Annotated in this window: 17 protein-coding genes; 2 read left to right on the top strand and 15 right to left on the bottom strand. The window is 65.2% G+C overall.

From position 1 onward, the window contains the following. Nucleotides 1-77: 77 nt before the first annotated feature. From JQ507_11215 to JQ507_11145, 15 genes are all read right to left on the bottom strand, one after another. Entirely contained in the window at nt 78-2,366 is a 2,289-nt protein-coding gene (locus tag JQ507_11215) for a VWA domain-containing protein (GenBank protein ID QRI71994.1), read from the bottom strand. Between the two features lie 14 nt (nt 2,367-2,380). Next, the gene (locus JQ507_11210; GenBank protein QRI71993.1) at nt 2,381-3,208 is read right to left on the bottom strand and encodes a CbbQ/NirQ/NorQ/GpvN family protein; all 828 of its coding nucleotides are present in this window, start codon (nt 3,206-3,208) and stop codon (nt 2,381-2,383) included. Nucleotides 3,209-3,242: 34 nt separating this feature from the next. Further along, nucleotides 3,243-4,262: an alpha/beta fold hydrolase gene (locus tag JQ507_11205; GenBank protein ID QRI71992.1), complete on the bottom strand. Its 1,020-nt coding sequence runs from the start codon at nt 4,260-4,262 to the stop codon at nt 3,243-3,245. Between the two features lie 34 nt (nt 4,263-4,296). Continuing rightward, nucleotides 4,297-5,631, bottom strand: a complete 1,335-nt coding sequence (locus tag JQ507_11200; protein QRI71991.1) for a cytosine permease — start codon at nt 5,629-5,631, stop codon at nt 4,297-4,299. 82 nt (nt 5,632-5,713) lie between these two features. Beyond that, nucleotides 5,714-6,751 carry an aliphatic amidase gene (locus JQ507_11195; protein QRI71990.1) on the bottom strand — a complete coding sequence of 346 codons (1,038 nt, stop codon included), beginning with the start codon at nt 6,749-6,751 and terminating at the stop codon, nt 5,714-5,716. 33 nt (nt 6,752-6,784) lie between these two features. Then, nucleotides 6,785-7,477 (bottom strand): urea ABC transporter ATP-binding subunit UrtE, encoded by a 693-nt coding sequence (gene urtE, locus JQ507_11190; protein QRI71989.1) that lies wholly within the window; start codon nt 7,475-7,477, stop codon nt 6,785-6,787. After that, on the bottom strand, nt 7,470-8,222 hold the full coding sequence (gene urtD, locus JQ507_11185; protein ID QRI71988.1) for an urea ABC transporter ATP-binding protein UrtD: 753 nt from the start codon (nt 8,220-8,222) through the stop codon (nt 7,470-7,472). Before urtD ends, urtE begins: the two co-directional genes overlap by 8 nt. After that, entirely contained in the window at nt 8,219-9,358 is a 1,140-nt protein-coding gene (gene urtC, locus JQ507_11180) for an urea ABC transporter permease subunit UrtC (GenBank protein ID QRI71987.1), read from the bottom strand. Before urtC ends, urtD begins: the two co-directional genes overlap by 4 nt. Nucleotides 9,359-9,374: 16 nt before the next feature. Further along, the gene (gene urtB, locus JQ507_11175; protein ID QRI71986.1) at nt 9,375-10,244 is read right to left on the bottom strand and encodes an urea ABC transporter permease subunit UrtB; all 870 of its coding nucleotides are present in this window, start codon (nt 10,242-10,244) and stop codon (nt 9,375-9,377) included. A gap of 128 nt (nt 10,245-10,372) precedes the next feature. Next, complete coding sequence (locus JQ507_11170) at nt 10,373-11,602, bottom strand: transporter substrate-binding domain-containing protein (protein QRI73294.1); 1,230 nt, start codon at nt 11,600-11,602, stop codon at nt 10,373-10,375. A 148-nt stretch (nt 11,603-11,750) separates the two neighbouring features. Then, nucleotides 11,751-12,392, bottom strand: a complete 642-nt coding sequence (locus JQ507_11165; GenBank protein QRI71985.1) for an ANTAR domain-containing protein — start codon at nt 12,390-12,392, stop codon at nt 11,751-11,753. After that, nucleotides 12,389-13,636, bottom strand: coding sequence for a transporter substrate-binding domain-containing protein (locus tag JQ507_11160; protein ID QRI71984.1), 1,248 nt, complete (start codon nt 13,634-13,636; stop codon nt 12,389-12,391). The genes JQ507_11165 and JQ507_11160 overlap by 4 nt, the downstream gene beginning before the upstream one ends. Before the next feature lie 280 nt (nt 13,637-13,916). Further along, nucleotides 13,917-15,584 (bottom strand): urocanate hydratase, encoded by a 1,668-nt coding sequence (locus JQ507_11155; protein ID QRI71983.1) that lies wholly within the window; start codon nt 15,582-15,584, stop codon nt 13,917-13,919. 18 nt (nt 15,585-15,602) lie between these two features. Further along, complete coding sequence (gene hutH, locus JQ507_11150) at nt 15,603-17,162, bottom strand: histidine ammonia-lyase (protein QRI71982.1); 1,560 nt, start codon at nt 17,160-17,162, stop codon at nt 15,603-15,605. Then, nucleotides 17,159-18,373 (bottom strand): imidazolonepropionase, encoded by a 1,215-nt coding sequence (locus tag JQ507_11145; protein QRI71981.1) that lies wholly within the window; start codon nt 18,371-18,373, stop codon nt 17,159-17,161. The genes hutH and JQ507_11145 overlap by 4 nt, the downstream gene beginning before the upstream one ends. 85 nt (nt 18,374-18,458) lie before the next feature. On the opposite strand from JQ507_11145, the gene JQ507_11140 reads away from it, so the two are divergent. Beyond that, nucleotides 18,459-19,817: a formimidoylglutamate deiminase gene (locus JQ507_11140; GenBank protein QRI71980.1), complete on the top strand. Its 1,359-nt coding sequence runs from the start codon at nt 18,459-18,461 to the stop codon at nt 19,815-19,817. Beyond that, entirely contained in the window at nt 19,814-20,557 is a 744-nt protein-coding gene (gene hutC, locus JQ507_11135) for a histidine utilization repressor (protein QRI71979.1), read from the top strand. The genes JQ507_11140 and hutC overlap by 4 nt, the downstream gene beginning before the upstream one ends. Nucleotides 20,558-20,590 lie beyond the last annotated feature (33 nt).

Below are 20,590 nucleotides of genomic sequence, written 5' to 3'. Positions count from 1 at the left end.
CGTTAACGTCGAAGTGTGACAGCGGTGCGTAGGCGCAAGAGGAAGACCTGAGCCGGCCCCGGGGACGGCGGTCCCCATTATTTCTTCAGTTCCGCATAGAGCTGCATCACCCGGTGCGGCAGCACCTCGATGCGCGGCACCCGGAGGGCATGGCGCGCGCCGAACATGCGATCGAGCTGGGGAAACCTGTCCTCACCGATACCGAAGGCAAAAATGTCGACGCCGCGCCGCCGCAATTGCTGCGCAGCCCGGCGCGCATCCTCGACCAGATATTGCGGGTCCGGGACGTCGACATCGGACGGCTCGCCATCGGTGAGGACCAGCAGCACCTTGCGGAATGCGCGTCGTTCCGCGAGGTAGCCCCCGGCATGGCGCAAGGCCGCGCCAAGCCGGGTGGAATGGCTGCTGCCGAGCCCGGCGAGACGCGAACGCACGACGGCATCCATCGGCTCCTCAAAGCCCTTGATGCGCAGATAACGCACGCGCTCGCGGCCGTCGGAGCTGAAGCCATGCACGGCGATCGCGTCATTGGCGGCCTCGACCGCCGCTGCCATGATCGCGGCCGCCTTGCGCTCGACATCGAGAACGGCGCGGCCACGGCGGTCGCGGTCAGCAGTCGATTGCGACAGGTCGAGCAGCAGCAGAATGGCAAGATCGCGCGGCCCCGGTGCATCGCGCTGGTAGACCCTTGGTTCGCTGATGCTGCCAGCGCGACGCTCGATGGTCAGGGCAATCGCCGCGTCGATGTCGAGCGCCTCGCCGTCGCGCTGCCCCTTGTGCCTGATCCGGCGGCCGATCGACGCGTCGCGGGTCAACCGCGTGATCCAGCGGGTCGTCTCGGTGTCCGTCGGTAGCTCAAACGGCTGCGCGGAGACGGCCGCATCGGCCTCCAGGATCGTTGTCCAGTCCGCTCGCTCGGCCCGCGCCGCGTAATCCCATTCCGGATAGGTCGCGACCGGAAATCCGTCGAGCAGCGTCACCGCGGCGGCCTTGGCACGCAGCGTCTCGTCGGGTCTTGCATTGTCGTCGGTGGACTGTCCATCGGCGTCCTCGCGACGCTCTACACGCACGGAATCGACCGCAAGTTCGATGGTCTCGGTCGGGCTGTCCGGCTGATCGCCAAAGTTCCACAGCGCCAGATTGTCGTCGCGGTACGCCGGTTCGACGACATAGCTCTTGGCGTTGAACTGCAGCCGCATCTGCCCGATGTCGTTGCCGAGCAGCCCGCCGATCTCGCGGCTGATCGCCGGATCCGTCCAACGCTCGGCGGCAGCGGCAAACAGCTGTCGTCCCTTGCCCACCCACGCATCCGGATCACGATAGTCCGGATCGATCAGCGCCCGCGCCAGCCGCATCATCAGTCCCGCCGCGGTTGCCTGACCGGAGGGCGTCGCGCTGTGAAACGGCAGCCAAAGTCGCCGCAGCCCGGGCATCTCGCGCAGCGCCAGCGTCTCGACCCGGGCATCCTCGATCAGCGAGACCAGCGCGAGCTGCAACGCCTTCAGCCGCCCCACGGGAAAGCGGACGGTGGAGTGCACAAGATGCGCTCCGGCATGCGCGACCGCCGCGAGATAGGTAAAGTCCGCCGCCTCACCCTCGAAGCCGGGAAGGGTCTCCGGAAGACCGATGAAGCCGGCAGCGAGCGAGGTGCGCCGCGGCACCGGCGTCGGTGCCATGGCAAGCTTGCGGAAGCGCGGCTTTCTATTCCACAGCGCAAGCGTCGTCGCCGCGAGGCGCTTCTCCAGCCGTGCAAAGTCGTCGCCGGTCCGTCCCACCGCGAACAGCCGCGCTGACAACGGATCGTCGAGCGCGAAATAGGCGCGCCGGCGCGACGCGCGGCCGCCGCTTGCGCGCAAGCCGGCCGAAACCCAGGCGGAAAAGTCCGCGCCGCCGGCATGCGCCAGCAGCGGCTCCAGCCGGCCGATCGCAAGGCTCACCGATTCCGGGCCAGCATCGGCGAGTTGGCCAAGCGCAGCGAGCACGGCGGTGAGGTCTCCAGCACCGGCAAGCCGCGGCAGCACCTTGGACAATTCGGTCAGCAACCCATGAGCGGCGCGGCTTCCCGCGCCGCGGCCGATATCGCCGGCGGCGTGCCCGATCGCGATCAGATCGGCGGTCGATCGCTGCGCCGGCCATTGCTCTGACAGCCGCAGAAAGCCCAGAACCACCGCATGGCCGAGATTGGCACCGAACAGGTCGTGGACAGCCTCATCCCAGGCCGCGAGGTGATCGATTGCCCCTGCGCGCTGCAATGCGGCCCGCGCCGCCAGTACGGCCGAGCCGATCTCGTCGTGGCCGCGCAGCAGTGCCGCAAGCCGGCGTCCGGACCGGAAGCTATCGAGCGAACTGATTTGCGCGACCGCCACCTGCGAGCGTCCATTCACGCAGAGGCCGAGATCACGTCGCGCAGCGTGTTCCTGGTGTCCGCGTCATCGGTCAAGGGCACGACGATCGTGGTCTCGCAGGCCTTCTCGAGGCTGATGCCGCATCCGATCAGGCGGCCGGCATTGACCAGCATGCGGGTCGAGGCGCCTTCGTCGAGCCCCTGACCTTTCAGATTGCGGCTGTGCTGGGCGATCCTCACCAGGAGATCGGCGAGGTTCGGTTCGATGCCGGCCTCGCGCGACACCACCTCGGTCTCTGCCGAGCGGTCGGGATAGCCGAAATCCAGCGCCGCGAAGCGCTGCTTGGTCGATTCCTTGAGGTCCTTGATCGCGCTCTGGTAGCCCGGATTGTAGGAAATCACGAGCTGGAAGTCGGAATGGGCGTGGATCAGCTCGCCACGCTTCTCCAGCGGCAGCACGCGGCGATCGTCGGTCAGAGGATGGATCACGACAGTGGTGTCCTGACGCGCCTCGACGATCTCGTCGAGATAGCAGATCGCGCCGAGACGCACGGCCGTGGTCAGCGGGCCGTCGCTCCACACCGTCCCTTCCGCGTCAAGCAGCCAGCGCCCGACCAGGTCCGCCGCGGTCATGTCCTCGTGACAGGCGACCGTGATCAGCGGGCGGCCGAGCCGCCACGCCATATACTCGATGAAGCGGGTCTTGCCGCAGCCGGTGGGGCCTTTCAGCATCACCGGCATGCGGCTCGCATAGGCTGCACCGAACAGTTCCACCTCGTCCTTGAGCGGCCGGTAATACGGCTCCTCGCGGATGCGGTACTGGTCGAGCAGCAAAGCGGGATTCGACAAGCTCACGCCTCCCATGATCGCGCAGGCAGCCGTTCGCAATCGTTCGAACTCACGATGCGAGCAGTTCCTTGAGCTTACCATCGATGAAGGCGACATCGACCGGATTGGTCCCCGGCCCGCCCGCGAAGTGGCCCCAGATCGACGGCACCGGCACGAACTTGGCGTTCGGCATGTTGGCGACCTCGTTCTCGCTGTCTTCAGGCGGGAAGTAGAGGTCGGTCTGCCCCGGCATGACATAGGTCTTGGCCTTGATCGCCCGCAGCGCGGCCTTGAAGTCGCCGTTGTAGATCTCGTTGGCGCTGATGTCGCCGTTCTGCCAGGTCCACAGCATGGTGAGCAGATTGTTGGGGTCCTTCGGCAGGAAGAAGCCCTCCCAGAACGCCACCAGGAAATCCTCCAGCGACGAATAGCCCATCGTCTTGATGTCGAGCTGCTCGCGATAGAACGCCTGCGAAAAGCCCCAGCCGGCATAGACCCGCGCGGCGGCGCGCAGGCCACGGGCCGGCTTGTCGGTGTACCAGCCCTCCTTCCACGCGGCGTCCGCCGTGAGCGCGGCCTTGACGCCTTCGAGGAACACGTAATTGTGCCGCGAACATTTCGCCGAGCCGCAGAACGGCGCCAGCAGATCCATCATGTCGGGGTAAAGCGCGCCCCAATGGAACGTCTGCAACGCGCCCATCGACCAGCCGACCACCAGGCGGATGTGCTTGATGCCGAACTTCTCGGTCACCAGCCGGTGCTGGGCGCGCACATTGTCATAGGCCGTCACCTGCGGAAACCGCGGTCCATTGTAGGGCTCCGGCGTGTTGCTCGGCGACGACGACAGGCCGTTGCCCAGCATGTTCGGAATGATGATGAAGTATTTCGCGGGATCGAGCGCCATGCCCGGCCCGATCAGCCATTCATTGTCGTAGTGCTGGCCGGAGTACCAGGTCGGATAGACGATCACGTTGTCCTTGGCCGCGTTGAGCTGGCCAAACGTCTTGTAGGCGAGCTTGCAGTCGCGGAGGGTCGCGCCGCGCTGCAAAGTCAAATTGCCGAGATCATAAATCTGATAGTCGACGCTCATTGATGTATCCTTCTTGCTCGATTGAGCTGATCGCTTACGCCGGACGCGCCACCTTTTCGGTCGAAGACTCCACCCGCGCGATCGCGCCGTACACGATGCCGGCGACCAGCGCGGCTGATATTGCAGTGGACAGCCCAGGCATCAGGTTTTCAACCGCAAAAGCGCATAGCGACCCGATGCCCCAGGCAATGAACGGCTTGGCACGCCAGTCGACATCCGCACGCGCCTCGGTGCGCAACAGATACTGGTCGACCAGGATGATCGCGCCGATCGGCGGCACCAGAATGCCGAGCAGCGACAGCCACTGGATGAAGAACGCCCAGACGTTGCCCGCGGCGACGACGATGCCGATGGCGCCGAGGATCACGGCCATCAGACGCATATTGGTGCCGAGGATACGCGACCAGCCGGTCGCCGCATTGTAGAGACAGTGTGAACACACCGAGCCGAGATTGGTGTAGAGGAAGATGAAGGCGAGGATGCTGAGCCAGGTCAGCTGCTTGCCGTTCATGTAGCCGAACATGTTGTCGACGCCGAACGGATTGGCGTTCGGCACTGCGAGCGCCGCCGTCATCACGCCGCCGACCAGCATCGCCACCAGATTGGCGAACGGAAACGCGCTGAAGGTGGCGAACAGCGACGCTCCCGGGCTGGGCGCCCAGCGGTTGAAGTCCGCGGTCACCGTTCCGGCATCGATGAACAGCGCCAGCACCACGGTGAGGCCGACGCCCATCGACATGCTGGCCACGCCATTGTTGCCGGCATAGCTGAAGATCGCTGCCGCTGTCGTGGTCGAGGCCGCATCAGCCGCAACCCAGAGGCCGAGCACGACGAACAGCGGCACCGACGCCAGCCCGATATAGTGCAATCCCTTCACCCCAACGAAGGTGATCCCGATATAGAGCACGCCGGCGACGATGGTCATCGCCACATAGTTGAGGCCGTAGGTCGAGGAGATCAACGCGCCGGTGATGCCGGTCTGCACCGCGTACCAGCCGAGCAGCAGGGTCGACAGCAGGCCCGACGCCAGCACATAGCCCTTCCTGCCGAACACGATGCTGGCGATCAGCGCAAAGTTCATGCCCTTCCGCGTGCCGATCAGGCCGAGTGCGCCGACATAGGCGAACATGATCAGATTGCCGATGATCATCGCCACCAGCGCATTCTTGAACCCCATGCCCAGCACCAGCAGCGATCCGGTCATCGCGCCGGTGATGATCATCGGAAAGCCCAGCCACACCATGGTGACCGAGAAGGCGCTGCGCCGGGCGCTGATCGGCACCGGCTCGTGCTCGAATTCGTGGCCGAGAAGATCGTCGATCTGTCCTTCGGCCTGGTGAACGATACCGCTATTGGCTTCGCTGCTCATGGTAACCCCCGTTTCCCCTTGCAACAGTTTTGAGAACCGTGCCGGCGCATGTGATCGCGCCGGTACGGCCTGGTTTCTCAAATCAACGATGTGCGACCTTCTGGTTCGGGATGCCCTCGATCGGACATTCGTCGGTGCCGACCGTCGGACGGGTCATGGCCTCGACCATCTCCCGCGTGCCCTCGGGATCCGTGATCCAGTTCTTGTAGAAGGTGTACGGGCAGACGGCGTGGCCGCGGTCACCGTCGCCGGAGTTGATCAGGCCGGTGTAGCCGCGGTGCATCAGCTTGAAGAGATGGTTCTGCGACTGCATGTTGCGGCGGGCGTCGCGGATCAGCGACACCGAGAGCTGGGCGTACTGGATGCCGTTCTCCTCGGTGCCGCACTCGCCGAGCGTCCTTCCGTCGAAGCCGATCAGCGCCGAATGGCCGAAGTAGGAATAGACGCCGTCGAAACCGGAGGCATTGGCGACCGCGACGTAGCAATTGTTGGCCCAGGCCATCGACTTCGAGATCTGGATCTGCTGCTCCTTGGCCGGATACATGTAACCCTGGCAGCGGACGATCAGTTCGGCGCCGCGCATCGCGCAGTCGCGCCAGATCTCCGGATAGTTGCCGTCGTCGCAGATGATCAGGCTGATCTTCAGCCCCTTCGGCCCTTCCGAGACGTAGGTGCAATCGCCGGGATACCAGCCCTCGATCGGCACCCAGGGCATGATCTTGCGATACTTCTGCACGATCTCACCCTTGTCGTTCATCAGGATCAGGGTGTTGTACGGCGCCTTGTTGGGGTGCTCCTCGTGGCGCTCGCCGGTCAGCGAGAACACGCCCCAGACCTTGGCCTTGCGGCAGGCGTCGGCGAAGATGCGGGTCTCCTCGCCCGGCACCGACGAGGCCGTCTCGTACATCTCCTTGGAGTCGTACATGATGCCGTGGGTCGAGTATTCCGGGAAGATCACGAGATCCATGCCCGGCAGGCCGAGCTTCATGCCCTCGACCATCTTGGCGATGTTGCGCGCGTTATCCAGCACCTCGGCCTTGGTGTGCAGGCGCGGCATCTTGTAGTTGACCACGGCAACGCCGACCGTGTCCTTGCTGCTCGATATATCTCCATGCAACATGTCTCGACTCCCTTTCTTGAACGATAATTCCCGCTACACGGCCATGTGCAGCTGGATGAGATCATCGGTGAGTTCACCGATCGCGCCCTTGGCGACGACGCGTCCCTTTTCGAGCAGCGCGAAGCGGTGAGACGCACGCCGCGCGAACGCGACATTCTGTTCGACCAGCACCACCGTGATGCCGCGCTCGCGATTGAGGCGCGTGATCACGTCCTCGATCTGCTCGACGATGTTCGGCTGGATGCCCTCGGTCGGCTCATCCAGCAGGATGACCTTGGGCTGGGCCAGCAGCGCACGCGCGATCGCGAGCTGCTGCTGCTGGCCGCCGGAGAGATTGCCGCCGTAGCGATTGAGAAAATCCTTGAGCACCGGAAACAGCTCGAGCACCCATTCCTCGATGCCGCCGGCGGACCTCGCGGCGAAGGTGCCGAGCGTCAGGTTCTCCCGCACGGTGAATTTCGGCAGGATGCCGCGGCCCTGCGGCACATAGGCGATGCCGGCCTTGGCGCGTTGATAGGTGCGCAGCGGCGAGATGTCGGCGCCGTCGAGCGACAGCCGTCCGGTGACCCGGTCCATCAGGCCGAGGATGCTGCGCATCAGCGTGGTCTTGCCGACGCCGTTGCGGCCGAGCACCGAGAGGAACTCGCCGTTGCCGACCATCAGGTTGATTCCCTGCAGGGCGCGGCTGTTGCCGTAGAACGCGTCGATGTCGGTCAGCTCAAGCATGGCTGATGCCTCCCGATCCCAAATAGGCGCGCCGCACTTCAGGGTGCGCCTCCACCTCCGCGGCGGTGCCCTCGGCCAGCATCTGGCCCATATGCATCACCGAAATGACGTCGCCGATCGCCTTCACAAAACCCATGTCGTGCTCGACCACGATCAGCGTGTGCTTACCCTTCAGCCGCGCGAACAATTCGGCGGTCTTGCGGGTTTCCTGCGCGGTCATGCCCGCGGTCGGCTCATCCATCAGGATCAGCTCGGCGTCCTGGGCGACCAGCATGCCGATCTCCAGCCACTGGGTCTGGCCGTGCGACAGATAGGCCGCCGGCCGGTCGAGCTGCTCGGTGAGCCCGACCAATTCGGCCAGACGTTCGATGTCTTCGCGCCCGGAGTTGCCGACACTCCAGCGCAAATTGCCCAGCACGGAGGTGCGGCGCGCCCGTGCCACGTCAAGATTCTCGCTCACCGAAAGCTCGCGGAACACGCTCGGCACCTGGAACTTACGGCCGACGCCGGCGCGGGCGATCTCGTATTCCTCGAGATCCTGCAGCGCGGTGCCGTCAAAACTGACGGTGCCGGCGCTCGGCTTGACCTTGCCGCAGATGATGTCGAGCGCAGTGGTCTTGCCGGCGCCGTTCGGTCCGATCAGGCAGCGCAGCTCGCCCTTGCGCACGCTCATGTTGAGCGCGTTCAGCGCCTTGAAGCCGTTGAAGCTGACCGAGACGTCGCGGAGATCGAGATGCGAACTCATGTGCTGCCCTCCGTCTGGCCGACGCCTTGCGCGACGCGGCCACTGGCGGCCTGGCGGCGCTGCACGATCCAGCGCAGGATGACCTGCGCGAGGCCGGCGAGTCCTTTGGGCAGGAACAGCACGACGAGCACGAACAGCGCGCCCATCACCAGCGTCCAGGTTTCGAGAAACGCCGCGGATTCCGACAGCGCGCCCTGCATGCCTGCCACCAGCACGGCGCCGAGGAACGCCCCGACCAGGCTCTGCCGGCCGCCGACGGCGCACCACACCACGACCGACAGCGACAGCTGCACGCCGAGGAAGGTCGGCGAGGCAAACTCCATCACCACCGTGTAGAGCATGCCGGCGAGCCCCGCGATCGCCGCCGACAGCGCGAACACGAAGATCTGGTAGAGCGCGACGTCGTAGCCGAAATAGCGCACCCGGCTCTCATGATCGCGGATCGCCTGCACGATCAGGCCGGCCTTGGACTTGGTGAAGGCAAAGGCGACCAGCAGGCTGAGCAGTACGCAGCAGGCCACGAGATAGTAGGTGGCGCGGCCATAGGCGTCGAAGGCGACGCCGAAGATCTCGAGCTGGGCAAGATCGGTGATGCCGTTGAAGCCGCCGGTGTAGCTCTGCTGGTCGATGATCACGAGATTGATCACCACCATGGTGGCGAGCGTGATGATCGAGACATAGACGCCGGTGACACGTCCGCGGAACATGAACCAGCCGAGCGCCGCCGCGACCAGCGCCGGCACGATCAGGCCCGCGGCAATCGCAAAAGTCAGCGAGCGGAACGGCTCCCAGAACCACGGCAGATGCGCAACGTTGTTCCAGACCATGAAGTCCGGCAGGCCACTGGCTCCGGTGTGCACAGGGATGGTCTTGAGCTTCAGCGCCATCGCCATCGCGTAGGAGCCGAGCCCGAAGCTCATCGCCTGGCCGAGATTGAGGATCCCGCCGAAGCCCCAGGACAGCCCGAGCGATATCGTGAGGATGCCGAGCACCAGATAGCGCGCGACCTTGTTGAGCAGGAAGTCGTTGTTGAGCAACACCGGCAGCGCGAACACGATCGCACAGACGACAAGTATCGGTGCAAGCTGCGCGATCAGGCGCTGCAATCCGCTGGAAGTAATAGCATTCGACGGCATGAATCAGCGATCTGTCTCAGGCCCGCACGCGTGCGGTGAAAAGCCCTTCGGGGCGGAAACGGATGAGGACGACGATGGCGAGCAGCACGATCGCCTTGGCCACCGTGTCGTTCTGCAGGAAGGCGATGCCGCCGGAGAGCTCGCCGAGGATGAAGGCGCTCGCCACGGTGCCGGCGAGGCTCTGCACGCCGCCGAGCACGACCACCATGAAGGCATCGACCACATAGCCGGTGCCCATGTCGGGCGAGACGCTCTTGAGCGGCGACACCAGCGCACCGGCCAGCCCCGCAAGGCCTGCACCGTAAGCAAATGTCAGCGCGTAAACCCGCTTGGCGTTGATGCCGAACGAGGCGGCGACCGAGCGGTCCTGGATGATGGCGCGCAGCTTCATCCCGACCGTGGTGCGGTTCATCAGCAACCAGGTGGCTCCGAACAGCGCGATCGACACCACGAACAGGAACACCCGATACGACGATATCGGGATGCCGAACACGTTCATGCTGTCGGACAGCGCCGGCGGCAGCTGCACGTAACGCAGCTCGCTACCGACCGATAGCCGCACCGCCTGCTGCAGCATGATGCCGACGCCCCAGGTCGCGAGGATCGTATCCAGCGGCCGGTTGTTGAGCAGGCTCAGGACAAAGCGTTCGATGATCCAGCCGAACGCGGCAACCACGAGGAAGATCGGAACCAGGCTCGCCAGCAGGCCGAGCCCGAGATAGGTGTGGAACACCCAGGCGGCGTAAGCGCCGAGCATCACGAACTCGCCATGGGCGAGATTGATGATGCCCATCGACCCGTAGATGATCGATAGCCCGAGCGCGACCAGCAGCAGGATCGACCCGATGCTGAGTCCGGTGACGATTTGTTCGATGAATTGGTCCACGTCGAATCCGCTCTTCAAGGTGATCTCGTGCGCCCTGCCCCTCGCAACGATTCGCGCAAAGGGAAGCCATGGTTGCAGGTGGCTGGCCGCCGGCGCCGCACGCCGACGGCCTTCGTCAGCTCCCGTCGTCAGCTCTTCTCGACCAGGCCCTTCTCGGTGCAGGACTGCCCGGGATAGGCCGCGTAAGGCACCGGCTTCAGCCAGTCCTTGGCTTCGACCAGGATCTCGAACTGGCCGTTCGACTTCGCCTGCGCGATCTTCGGCCACAGCCAGGTGTGCAGGTTGTCCGGCTCGATCTGGACCTTGCCCTGCGGCGCAATCATGCTCTGTCCCTTGACCGCGTCGCGGATGTTCGGCGGCGTGAGGTCGCTGGTGGCGAGCTTCTCGACCGCCTGCTTGAACAGATAGGTCTGGAAGTAGCAGGCCTCAGAGACGAAATGCGTCACCTTGTCGGCGCCCCAGCGCTTCTTGTAGGCCTCGACGAACTTCTCGTTCTCCGGCGACTTGTGCACCATGAAATACGGCGCCGAGGTGAAGTGACCGGCCGCCGCCTCACCGCCCATCGCCGCGACCTCGTTCTCGGAGGTCGTCAGGCTCGCCATCGGCATCTTCTCGGGATCGAGGCCGGCAGCCTTGTACTGCCGATGCAGCGCGACCACGGAATCACCGACCACGGTGGAGAAGATCACGTTCGGCTGGGTCGAGCGGATCTTGTTGATGACGGAAGAGAATTCGGAATGGCCGAGCGGCACATATTCTTCCGCCACGACCTCGCCGCCGAGCTTCTCGAGCAGCTTCTTGCAGTAGTTGTTCTCTTCCTTCGGATAGATGTAGTTGGACCCGATCAGATAGAACTTCTTGCCGAATTTCTTGACCAGCCAGGGCACGAACTCGTCCTGCTGCTGGTTCGGCACCGCGCCGGTGTAGATGACGTTCTTCGAGCACTCGCGGCCTTCATAGAGCGTCGGATACCAATAGAGATTGTTCTGCCGCTCGAACACCGGCAGCACCGCCTTGCGGCTCGCCGAGGTGTAGGAGCCGAACACGCTGACGCATTTGTCGCCGACGACGAGCTTGCGCGCCTTCTCCGAGAACGTCGCCGGATCGGAGGCCGGATCCTCGACGATCGGCACGATCTTGCTGCCCTTGATGCCGCCGGCGGCGTTGATCTCCTCGATCGCGAGCAGCGTCGCCTTGTTGAGTGATTCCTCGATGATCGCAGTCGTTCCCGTCAGCGAGAACAGCACGCCGACCTTGATCTCGCCGCCCGCGGCGTAAGCGAGGTCGGCGTTCTTGATCCAGATATGCGGCAGTCCGGCGCCGGCAAATGCGCCAAACGCCGCGGTATTCCTCAGCAAAGTCCGCCGTGAAATGCTCATCCCTAGCTCCCTTCAGGATTGAAAAAACAAAAAGCCCTCCCGATGCGCGCTGACGCGAGCATTGGGAGGGCTTTGTTGCCGGTTGTGTCGAAGGCGGCGCTGTCGCCGCCGGCCCCGCTATTGGGGCTTACTGTTGATGATCGTAGCCAAGCAGTTCGAACGAGTCAACAATCGCCGCGGCGACTGCGCTTGCCGACACGCGACGATCCATCGCCTGTCGCCTGATGAAGCCGTAGGCTTCGGTTTCCGGCATCTGCCGCGTGGCCATCAGGATCGCCTTGGCGCGCTCCACCGTGCGCATCGAGCGCAGATTGTCGTCGAGCTTCTCGATCTTGCTGCGCAGCCGCCGCTCGTAACCGAACTGACTGCGCGCCAGCACGAGGCTGGACAGCACCGCATTCGGCGTGAACGGCCGCGGTAGCACGGCGTTCGGCGTCGCATGACACAGCGCATCGGCGTGAACCGCCTCCGTCGCCGGCAGGATCACGACCAGCGCCGAGCGCGCATCGCCGGGAATCCACGGCAGGCGCCGCGCAAGGTCGGGCGAATATTCGCAGTACACCACATCGGCGTCGGCCGGCACGCTTTCCGGCATCGGCCAAACCTGACGCACCCGCATCCGGAATCGCTGCAATTCGCGCAGCAGCATGCCGATCTGATCGTCGACCGGCGCGACCACGACCGCCGACAGATCGGCAAGCTCTTGAACCATGGTCTTGCGCCCGCCGACGTCTCGGCTCGGTGACGGCTTACGCGACATTTCGTTCATTGGGCGCTTCCTGTTTGCGTTGCACGACCATATCCGATCAGGAACGGATCCGCATGCACCGCTTCCTTCGACTGGCTGACGACGTCGAACTGTCCCTGGCGATTGGCTCGCCCGATCCGGGTCCACAGGTCGGTATGACCCGACATCGGGTTGACGGTGACTGCACCTTGCGGTGCATCAAAACTGGTGCCGAGCACCATGGAACGCAGCACCTCGGTGTCGAGCGAATTGACCTGCTCGAGCGCTTTCGCGAACAGATGCAGCTGGAAATAGGACGCCTCGGCGCACATGTTGGTCGAGATATCGGCACCGAACCGCTTCTTGAAGCGCTGCACGAACGCACTATTGGCGCTGCCCTCGACGCCCTGGAAATAGGACGCCGCCGTGACGTGCCCTTCACCGACGTCGAAGCCCATGGCGGCGATTTCGGCCTCCGTCGTGGTCAGGCTGGCGATCGGAACCTGCCTGGGATCGAGGCCGACATTGGCATAGGCCTGATAGAGGAACACGGTGCCCTCGCCGACCACGGTCGAGAAGATCACGTCGGGCTTGACCCGCTTGATGTCCTGGATGATGGGGACGAAGTCCTGCCAGCGCGCGTAGACATTGACGTAGCGCTCGCCAACCACCGAGCCGCCATTGCTCTTGAGCAATTCCCGCATCACCCGGTTGGACTCGCGCGGATAGATGTAGTCCGAGCCCACGAAATAGAACCGTGTTCCGAACGTATCCATCAGATAGCGGCACAGCGCGAGGCTGTTCTGATTCGGCGAGGCGCCGGTGTAGATGACGTTCGGCGACGCCTCGAACCCTTCGTATAGTGTCGGGTACCAAAGCAGGCCGTTCAGCCGTTCGACGACCGGCAACACCGCCTTGCGGCTCGACGAGGTGTAGCAGCCGAAGATGGTGCTGACCTGGTCCTCGACCATCAACCGTTTGGCGTAGTGGCCATAGGCGGCCGAATCCGAGCCGGGGTCGTAGGCGACGGGAACCAGTTCGCGGCCGCAGACCCCGCCCGCTTCATTGACCTCCTCGATCGCAAGCTGCGTGCCCTGATATTGGGTTTCCTCGATGACCGACATGAAGCCGGTTCGTGAAAACAGGACTCCTATCCGCCACGGAGCGGAGGTCGCTTGGGTAGGGTTCGACATGATCAGGCCCTCGACAGAATTGGAGGGACGAGAGGGATTATTGTTCTTGTTGCTCTCGAACAGCATTGCCGGGAGCGGAAGATTGCATGTCATCTGCCGCGAGACAAGGACCCTCGCAGCTCATCCTGTCAGCGACGCTGACGCGAAAGCAGGCAAATCGAAAATCAGCGGCCGATCACAGATGCAGCAGTCCGTGGACCAACTATCTCCGGTAGCTGCACCGCCGATCTCGCGTGTCAAGGCATGTCCAGCCGGTCACCTCGCGTCCATCAACCGGAAGGTTGAGGGCTGCAAGGAGATATCTCGCTAACCTGCGAACCCCAATCAGGAGATGCGGCCGAACACCGAGCGACTCCCGATCCATCAAGTCCCGTCAGCGCAGGCTCGGCAGATCGAGCCCATTGGCGCGGGCGCATTCGATCGCCGTCTCATAGCCGGCGTCGGCGTGGCGCATGACGCCCGTCGCCGGGTCGTTCCACAGCACGCGTTCGAGCCGGCGCGCCGCCTCCGGCGTGCCGTCGGCGACGATCACCATGCCGGCATGCTGCGAATAGCCGATGCCGACGCCGCCGCCGTGATGCAACGACACCCAGGTGGCGCCGCTCGCACAGTTGAGCAGCGCATTGAGCAGCGGCCAGTCCGACACCGCGTCCGAGCCATCGCGCATCGCCTCGGTCTCGCGGTTCGGGCTCGCCACCGAGCCGCTGTCGAGATGATCGCGGCCGATCACGATCGGCGCCTTGAGCTCGCCGCGCGCCACCATCTCGTTGAAGGCAAGGCCGAGGCGATGACGGTCGCCGAGACCAACCCAGCAGATCCGCGCCGGCAGTCCCTGAAACTTGATGCGCGCCTTCGCCATGTCGAGCCAGTTGTGCAGATGGCCATCGTTGGGCATCAGCTCCTTGACCTTGGCATCGGTCTTGAAGATGTCCTCGGGATCGCCCGACAGCGCCGCCCAGCGGAACGGACCGACGCCGCGGCAGAACAGCGGACGGATATAGGCCGGCACGAAACCGGGGAAATCGAACGCCTGCTTCAGGCCCATGTCCTTGGCCATCTGGCGGATGTTATTGCCGTAATCGAGCGTCGGGATTCCCTGCGCGTGGAAATCCAGCATGGCCTGGACGTGCTCGACCATCGAGGTCTTGGCCGCCGTCTCGACCGCCTTCGGATCGGCGGCGCGCCGCGCTTCCCAATCGGCGAGCGTCCATCCCTTCGGCAAATAGCCGTTGATCGGATCATGCGCGCTGGTCTGATCGGTGACGACGTCCGGCCTCACACCACGGCGCACCAGTTCCGGGAAGACCTCGGCCGCGTTGCCGAGCAAACCGACCGAGACAGGCTTCCCGCTCTTGGTCGCATCGGCAATGATCGCCAACGCCTCGTCGAGAGTCGTGGCCTGACGGTCGAGATAGCCCGTGCGCAACCGCATCTCGATGCGGCTCGGCTGGCACTCGACGGCGAGCATCGAGGCGCCCGCCATGGTCGCGGCCAGCGGCTGCGCGCCCCCCATGCCGCCGAGGCCAGCGGTCAGGATCCATTTGCCGGCGAGGCTGCCGCCGTAATGGCGGCGGCCGACCTCGACGAAGGTCTCGTAGGTCCCCTGCACGATGCCCTGGCTGCCGATATAGATCCAGGAGCCTGCCGTCATCTGGCCGAACATCATCAGGCCCTGCCGGTCGAGCTCGTTGAAATGATCGAGCGTCGCCCAATGCGGCACCAGGTTCGAATTCGCGATCAGGACGCGCGGCGCATCGGCATGGGTACGGAAAACGCCGACCGGCTTGCCGGACTGCACCAACAGCGTCTGATCGCCTTCGAGCTTGCGCAGGGAAGCAGCGATCCGGTCAAAACTCTCCCAGTCGCGTGCCGCGCGGCCGATGCCGCCATACACCACGAGCTCGCCCGGACGTTCGGCGACATCGGGATCCAGATTGTTCATCAGCATGCGCAGCGGCGCTTCGGTCAGCCAGCTCTTCGCGCTGATGTCGCTGCCGCGGGGAGCGCGGATGATACGTTCGTTGTCCAGTCGGCGGTTCATGACGGATGCCCTTGTCGGCTAAGCAAGTTTTGGAAACGGATTTGTCGGAAGGACCGCGATCGCGGCGGCAGGCAACGCGTCGGCCTCGATCAGCCGCGCTGCGCGCGCCAGATCGTCGGCCATGTAGCGGTCGGCGGCGAGCGCCGGTACATGCGCACGCAAGGCGGCAATCACCGCAGCGAGCGGTGCACTCGTTGAGTGCGGCGCGCGCAGCGTGATGCCCTGCGCCGCGACCAAGAGCTCGATGCCAAGGATGGAAGCGAGGTTGTCGGCCATGTCGGACACCCGGCGCGCGGCATGCGCCGCCATCGACACGTGATCCTCCTGGTTGGCGCTCGTCGGCGTGGAATCGATCGAGCACGGCATCGCGCGCTGCTTGTTCTCGGCGTACAGCGCCGCCGCCGTCACCTCGGCGATCATGAAGCCTGAGTTGATGCCGGGCTCCGGTGTCAGGAACGGCGGCAGGCCGAAGTTCAGAGCGGGATCGACCAGGGTCGCGATCCGCCGCTCGCTGGTCGCGCCGATCTCCGAGAGCCCCAGCGCGATCTGGTCGGCAGCGAATGCCACCGGTTCGGCGTGAAAATTGCCGCCGGACACGATCTCATTGGTCTCGACCAGCACCAGCGGATTGTCGGTGACGGCATTGGCTTCGATGGTCAGCCCGCGCGCGGCCTGCGCGAGCAGATCGAGCACGGCGCCCGCGACCTGCGGCTGGCAGCGCAGGCAATATGGATCCTGCACGCGCTCGTCGCCGTCGAGATGCGACTGCCTGATGTCGCTGCCGTCGAGTAGCGCGGTCAGAGTCGCAGCCGCGGCGATCTGGCCGGCATGGCCCCGCAACGATTGAATTTCAGGACGAAACGGCACCGTGGAAGCCATCGCCGCGTCGACCGACAGCGCGCCGGTCACCAGCGCGGCGCACGCCAGGCGATGCGCGCGCAGCAGGCCGGAGATCGCGTAGGCGGTCGAAAACTGCGTGCCGTTGATCAGTGCGAGCCCTTCCTTGGGGCTGAGCGTCAATGGCACGAGCCCGGCGGCGGCCAGCGCTTCGTGACCCGGCACGATCTTGCCGTCGCGGATCGCCTGCCCCTCCCCGATCATGACAGCCGTCATGTGGGCGAGCGGCGCGAGATCGCCGGAGGCGCCGACCGAACCCTGCTGAGGGACCAGCGGCGTGACGCCGCGTGCCAGCATGCCCTGCAACTGCTCGATGATTTCGCGCCGTACGCCGGAGGCGCCGCGGCCGAGCGAGATGACCTTCAAGGCCATCATCAGGCGCACGATCGGCTCGGGCGTGGCCGGGCCGACGCCGCAGCAATGGGACAGGATGAGGTTGCGTTGAAGCAGCGCGGTCTGGTCGGGCGCGATGCGCGTCGATGCCAGCTTCCCGAATCCGGTATTGATGCCGTAGGCGGGAACGTCGGTCTGCGCCGCCTTCGCTACGATTTCAGCCGCGGCCTCGACCCGCGGCCAGAACGATGCATCGAGCTCGACGCTCGCCCCCGCGAGCACGCGCGCGAGCGCATCAAGGCCGACCGTCCCGGGCGTCACGACTTCAGGCGCGTGGGGATTGCTCATTGCCCCCTCCACACCCGGCGGTGCAGCGGATTGAAGCCGATCCGGTAGACCAGTTCGGCGGGGCGTTCGATGTCCCAGATCGCCAGATCGCACCATTTGCCGGCCTCGAGCGTACCGGTCTCGCTAAGCATGCCGAGCGCGCGTGCCCCTTCGCGCGTTACCGCGGCGAGACATTCGACGACGGTCATCCGGAACAGTGTCGCGCCCATGTTCATCGCAAGCAGCAGCGAGGTCAGCGGCGAGCTGCCGGGATTGCAGTCGGTTGCCAGCGCCATCGGCACGCCGTGTTTGCGGAACAGCTCGACCGGCGGCTTCTGCGTCTCGCGAATGAAATAGAACGCGCCGGGCAGCAACACGGCCACCGTTCCCGCCTTCGCCATCGCAGCGGCGCCGGCCTCGTCGGTATGCTCCAGATGATCGGCCGACAGCGCCGAGAATTTCGCGGCGAGCGCCGCGCCGCCGAGATTCGACAACTGATCCGCATGCAGCTTCACCGGCAGTCCCAGCGTGCGCGCTGCCGCGAACACGCGGGCCGTCTGCTCTCCGGAAAATGCGATGCCCTCCATGAACGCGTCGACGGCATCGGCAAGGCCGGCCTTGGCCACGGCCGGCAGCATCGCGTTGCAGACCAGATCGATGTAGCGGTCCTTGTCACCATCGGCTTCCGGCGGCAACGCATGCGCACCGAGGAAAGAGGTACGTATCGCAACCTTTCGCAACTGGCCGAGCTTGCGCGCGGCCGCCAGCTGGTGCATCTCGGTCTCGGCATCGAGACCATAGCCGGACTTGATCTCGACGGTCGTTGCGCCCTCGCCGATCAACGCGTCGAGCCGGGGCAGCGCGCCGGCAACGAGCTCAGCTTCGGTCGCCTTGCGTGTTGCCGCCACTGTCGAGACGATGCCGCCGCCGGCGCGCGCGATCTCCTCATAGCTCGCGCCCTTCAGGCGAAGCTCGAACTCATGCGCGCGATTGCCGCCAAAAACGAGATGGGTGTGGCAATCGACCAGCCCGGGCGTGATCCAGCGGCCGCCGCAATCGATCCGCTCGACGGCGTCCGCGTCCACAGGAAAATTCGATTGCGCATCCGCGTAGACGATGCGGCCGTCGCGCGCTGCGATCAATCCGCGCTCGATCTCGCCGAGATCGGCGCGGTCACCGCGCATCGTGGCGAGCCGGGCGTTGTACCAGATGCGGTCGAAGCGCTCTGCCATGCGATCGTCCCCTCGAGCTGGGATGCTTGACTTATATGTCTAGACATATAATCGTGTCCCGGTTCTGTCCAGCCGGCATGGAAAAATGACACGACTGCATTTCGCATTCGCGCTGCTGCCCTCGGGCTGGGCCAATGACGTGCGGGTCGAGTTCACCGACGGCATCATTGCCTCGGTGACGGCCGGCGTCGCATCCACGGACGCCGACGAACGTCACCAATTGGCGGTTCCGGGATTGGCGAGCCTGCACAGCCACGCCTTTCAGCGCGGCATGGCCGGCCTTGCCGAACTGCGCGGCGATACGACGGATACGTTCTGGACCTGGCGCGAGACGATGTATCGCTTCGCGCTGACGATGACGCCGGACGACGTCACGGCCGTTGCGACGCTACTCTATGTCGAGATGCTCGAGCGGGGCTTCACCCGCGTCGGCGAGTTTCACTATCTTCACCATGATCGGGACGGCTCGCCTTACGCCAATCCGGCCGAGATGGCGGTGCGCATCGCGGAGGCGTCCGACGCCTCCGGCATCGGGCTCACGCTGCTGCCGAGCTTCTATGCCCATGGCACTTTCGGCGGCGCAGCACCGCATGCCGGGCAACGCCGCTTCATCTGCTCGGTCGATCAGTTCACGACGCTGATGGCGGCTTCGCGCGATGCGATCCGAAAATTGCCCGGCGCCAATATCGGCATCGCCCCGCACAGCCTGCGTGCCGTGGCGCCGGATGAACTCGCGGCGATCATTCCGCTTGCCGGAGCGGACCCCATCCACATCCACGCTGCCGAACAGGTGCGCGAGGTGGGGGATTGCCTCGCTTGGTCGGGACAGCGGCCGGTCGAGTGGCTGCTCGAACACGCGCCCGTCGACCAGCGCTGGTGCCTGATTCATGCAACCCATATGACGGAGCAGGAAGTCACGGCGCTCGCCGGCAGTGGCGCTGTTGCCGGCCTCTGCCCCATCACCGAAGCAAGCCTCGGCGACGGCATCTTCTCGGCGCGTGAGTTCCTCGCCGCGGGCGGCCGGTTCGGCGTCGGGACCGATTCCAACGTGCTGGTCGGGGTCGCCGACGAACTGCGGCAGCTCGAATACGGCCAGCGGCTGAAACACCGCGAGCGCAACGTGCTCTCGGGGCGTCCCGGCGCGTCCACCGGCCGTGCGCTGTTCGATCACGCGCTCGCGGGCGGCGCGCAGGCGCTCGCACAGGCCAAGTCAGGACTTGTACCCGGCGCCCGCGCCGACATCGTCAGCCTCGACACCACGCATCCGTCGCTGGCGGGACGGTCGGGCGATGCAGTGCTAGACGGCTGGCTGTTTGCGGCCGGCAGCGACGCGATCGACTGCGTCTGGGCCGGCGGCGACAAACTGGTCGCGGGCGGACGGCACCGGCTGCGCGACAGTGCGCGCGAGCGGTTCAACGCCAGCGTCCGGAGGCTCGTCGCATGAGCCTCGCTTCCGATCGGGCCAAACCCAATGCAGCCGGCAAGCCGACACTCTACAAGCGAATCCGGCTCGACATCGAGACACGGATCCTGACCGGCGAGTGGCCGCCCGGTCACCGCATTCCGTTCGAGCACCAGTTGATGGCGCGCTACCGCTGCTCGCGCATGACCGTGAACAAGGCGCTGTCGGAACTGGCGCAGGCCGACCTGATCGAGCGGCGGCGGCGCGCCGGCTCATTCGTGCGCCGTCCGCAGCATATGTCCGCAGTGCTCAAGATCGCCGACATCAGAGCCGAGATCACCGCGCTCGGCCGCGCTTACGGCTATCAGCTGATCGATTGCCGGCGGCGCACCGCGACATCGGCCGATCGCGCCCGGCTCGGCGTCGGCACCGCCGGCAAGGTGATCGCGATCGCCTGCCGGCACAGCGCCGACGATGTGCCGTTCGCCGTCGAGGACAGGCTGATCGATCTCTCCACGGTTCCCGAAGCTGCCAACGCGGATTTTGCGCGCGAGCCGCCGGGATCATGGCTGCTGCACCACGTGCCGTGGACCGAGGCAGAACATACGATCAGCGCAGTGGTTGCCGACGACCGCACGGCAAAGGCCCTCGCCATCGCGGTCGGCGCGCCCTGCCTCGTGATCGACCGCTACACCTGGCGCAGCGCACGCACGGTGACGGCGGTGCGGCTGCATTATCCCGGCGAGACGCACCGCCTGGTCGCGCGTTTCAAGGGAGGCTGACGACGTCTTGCGCGGCATAATTCATGCAATGCA

It is taken from the genome of Bradyrhizobium sp. PSBB068, from assembly GCA_016839165.1.
In the GTDB taxonomy this organism is placed as follows: domain Bacteria; phylum Pseudomonadota; class Alphaproteobacteria; order Rhizobiales; family Xanthobacteraceae; genus Bradyrhizobium.
Note: the sequence above shows the minus strand (reverse complement) of the source record. Positions and strands in the feature narration are given on the sequence as shown.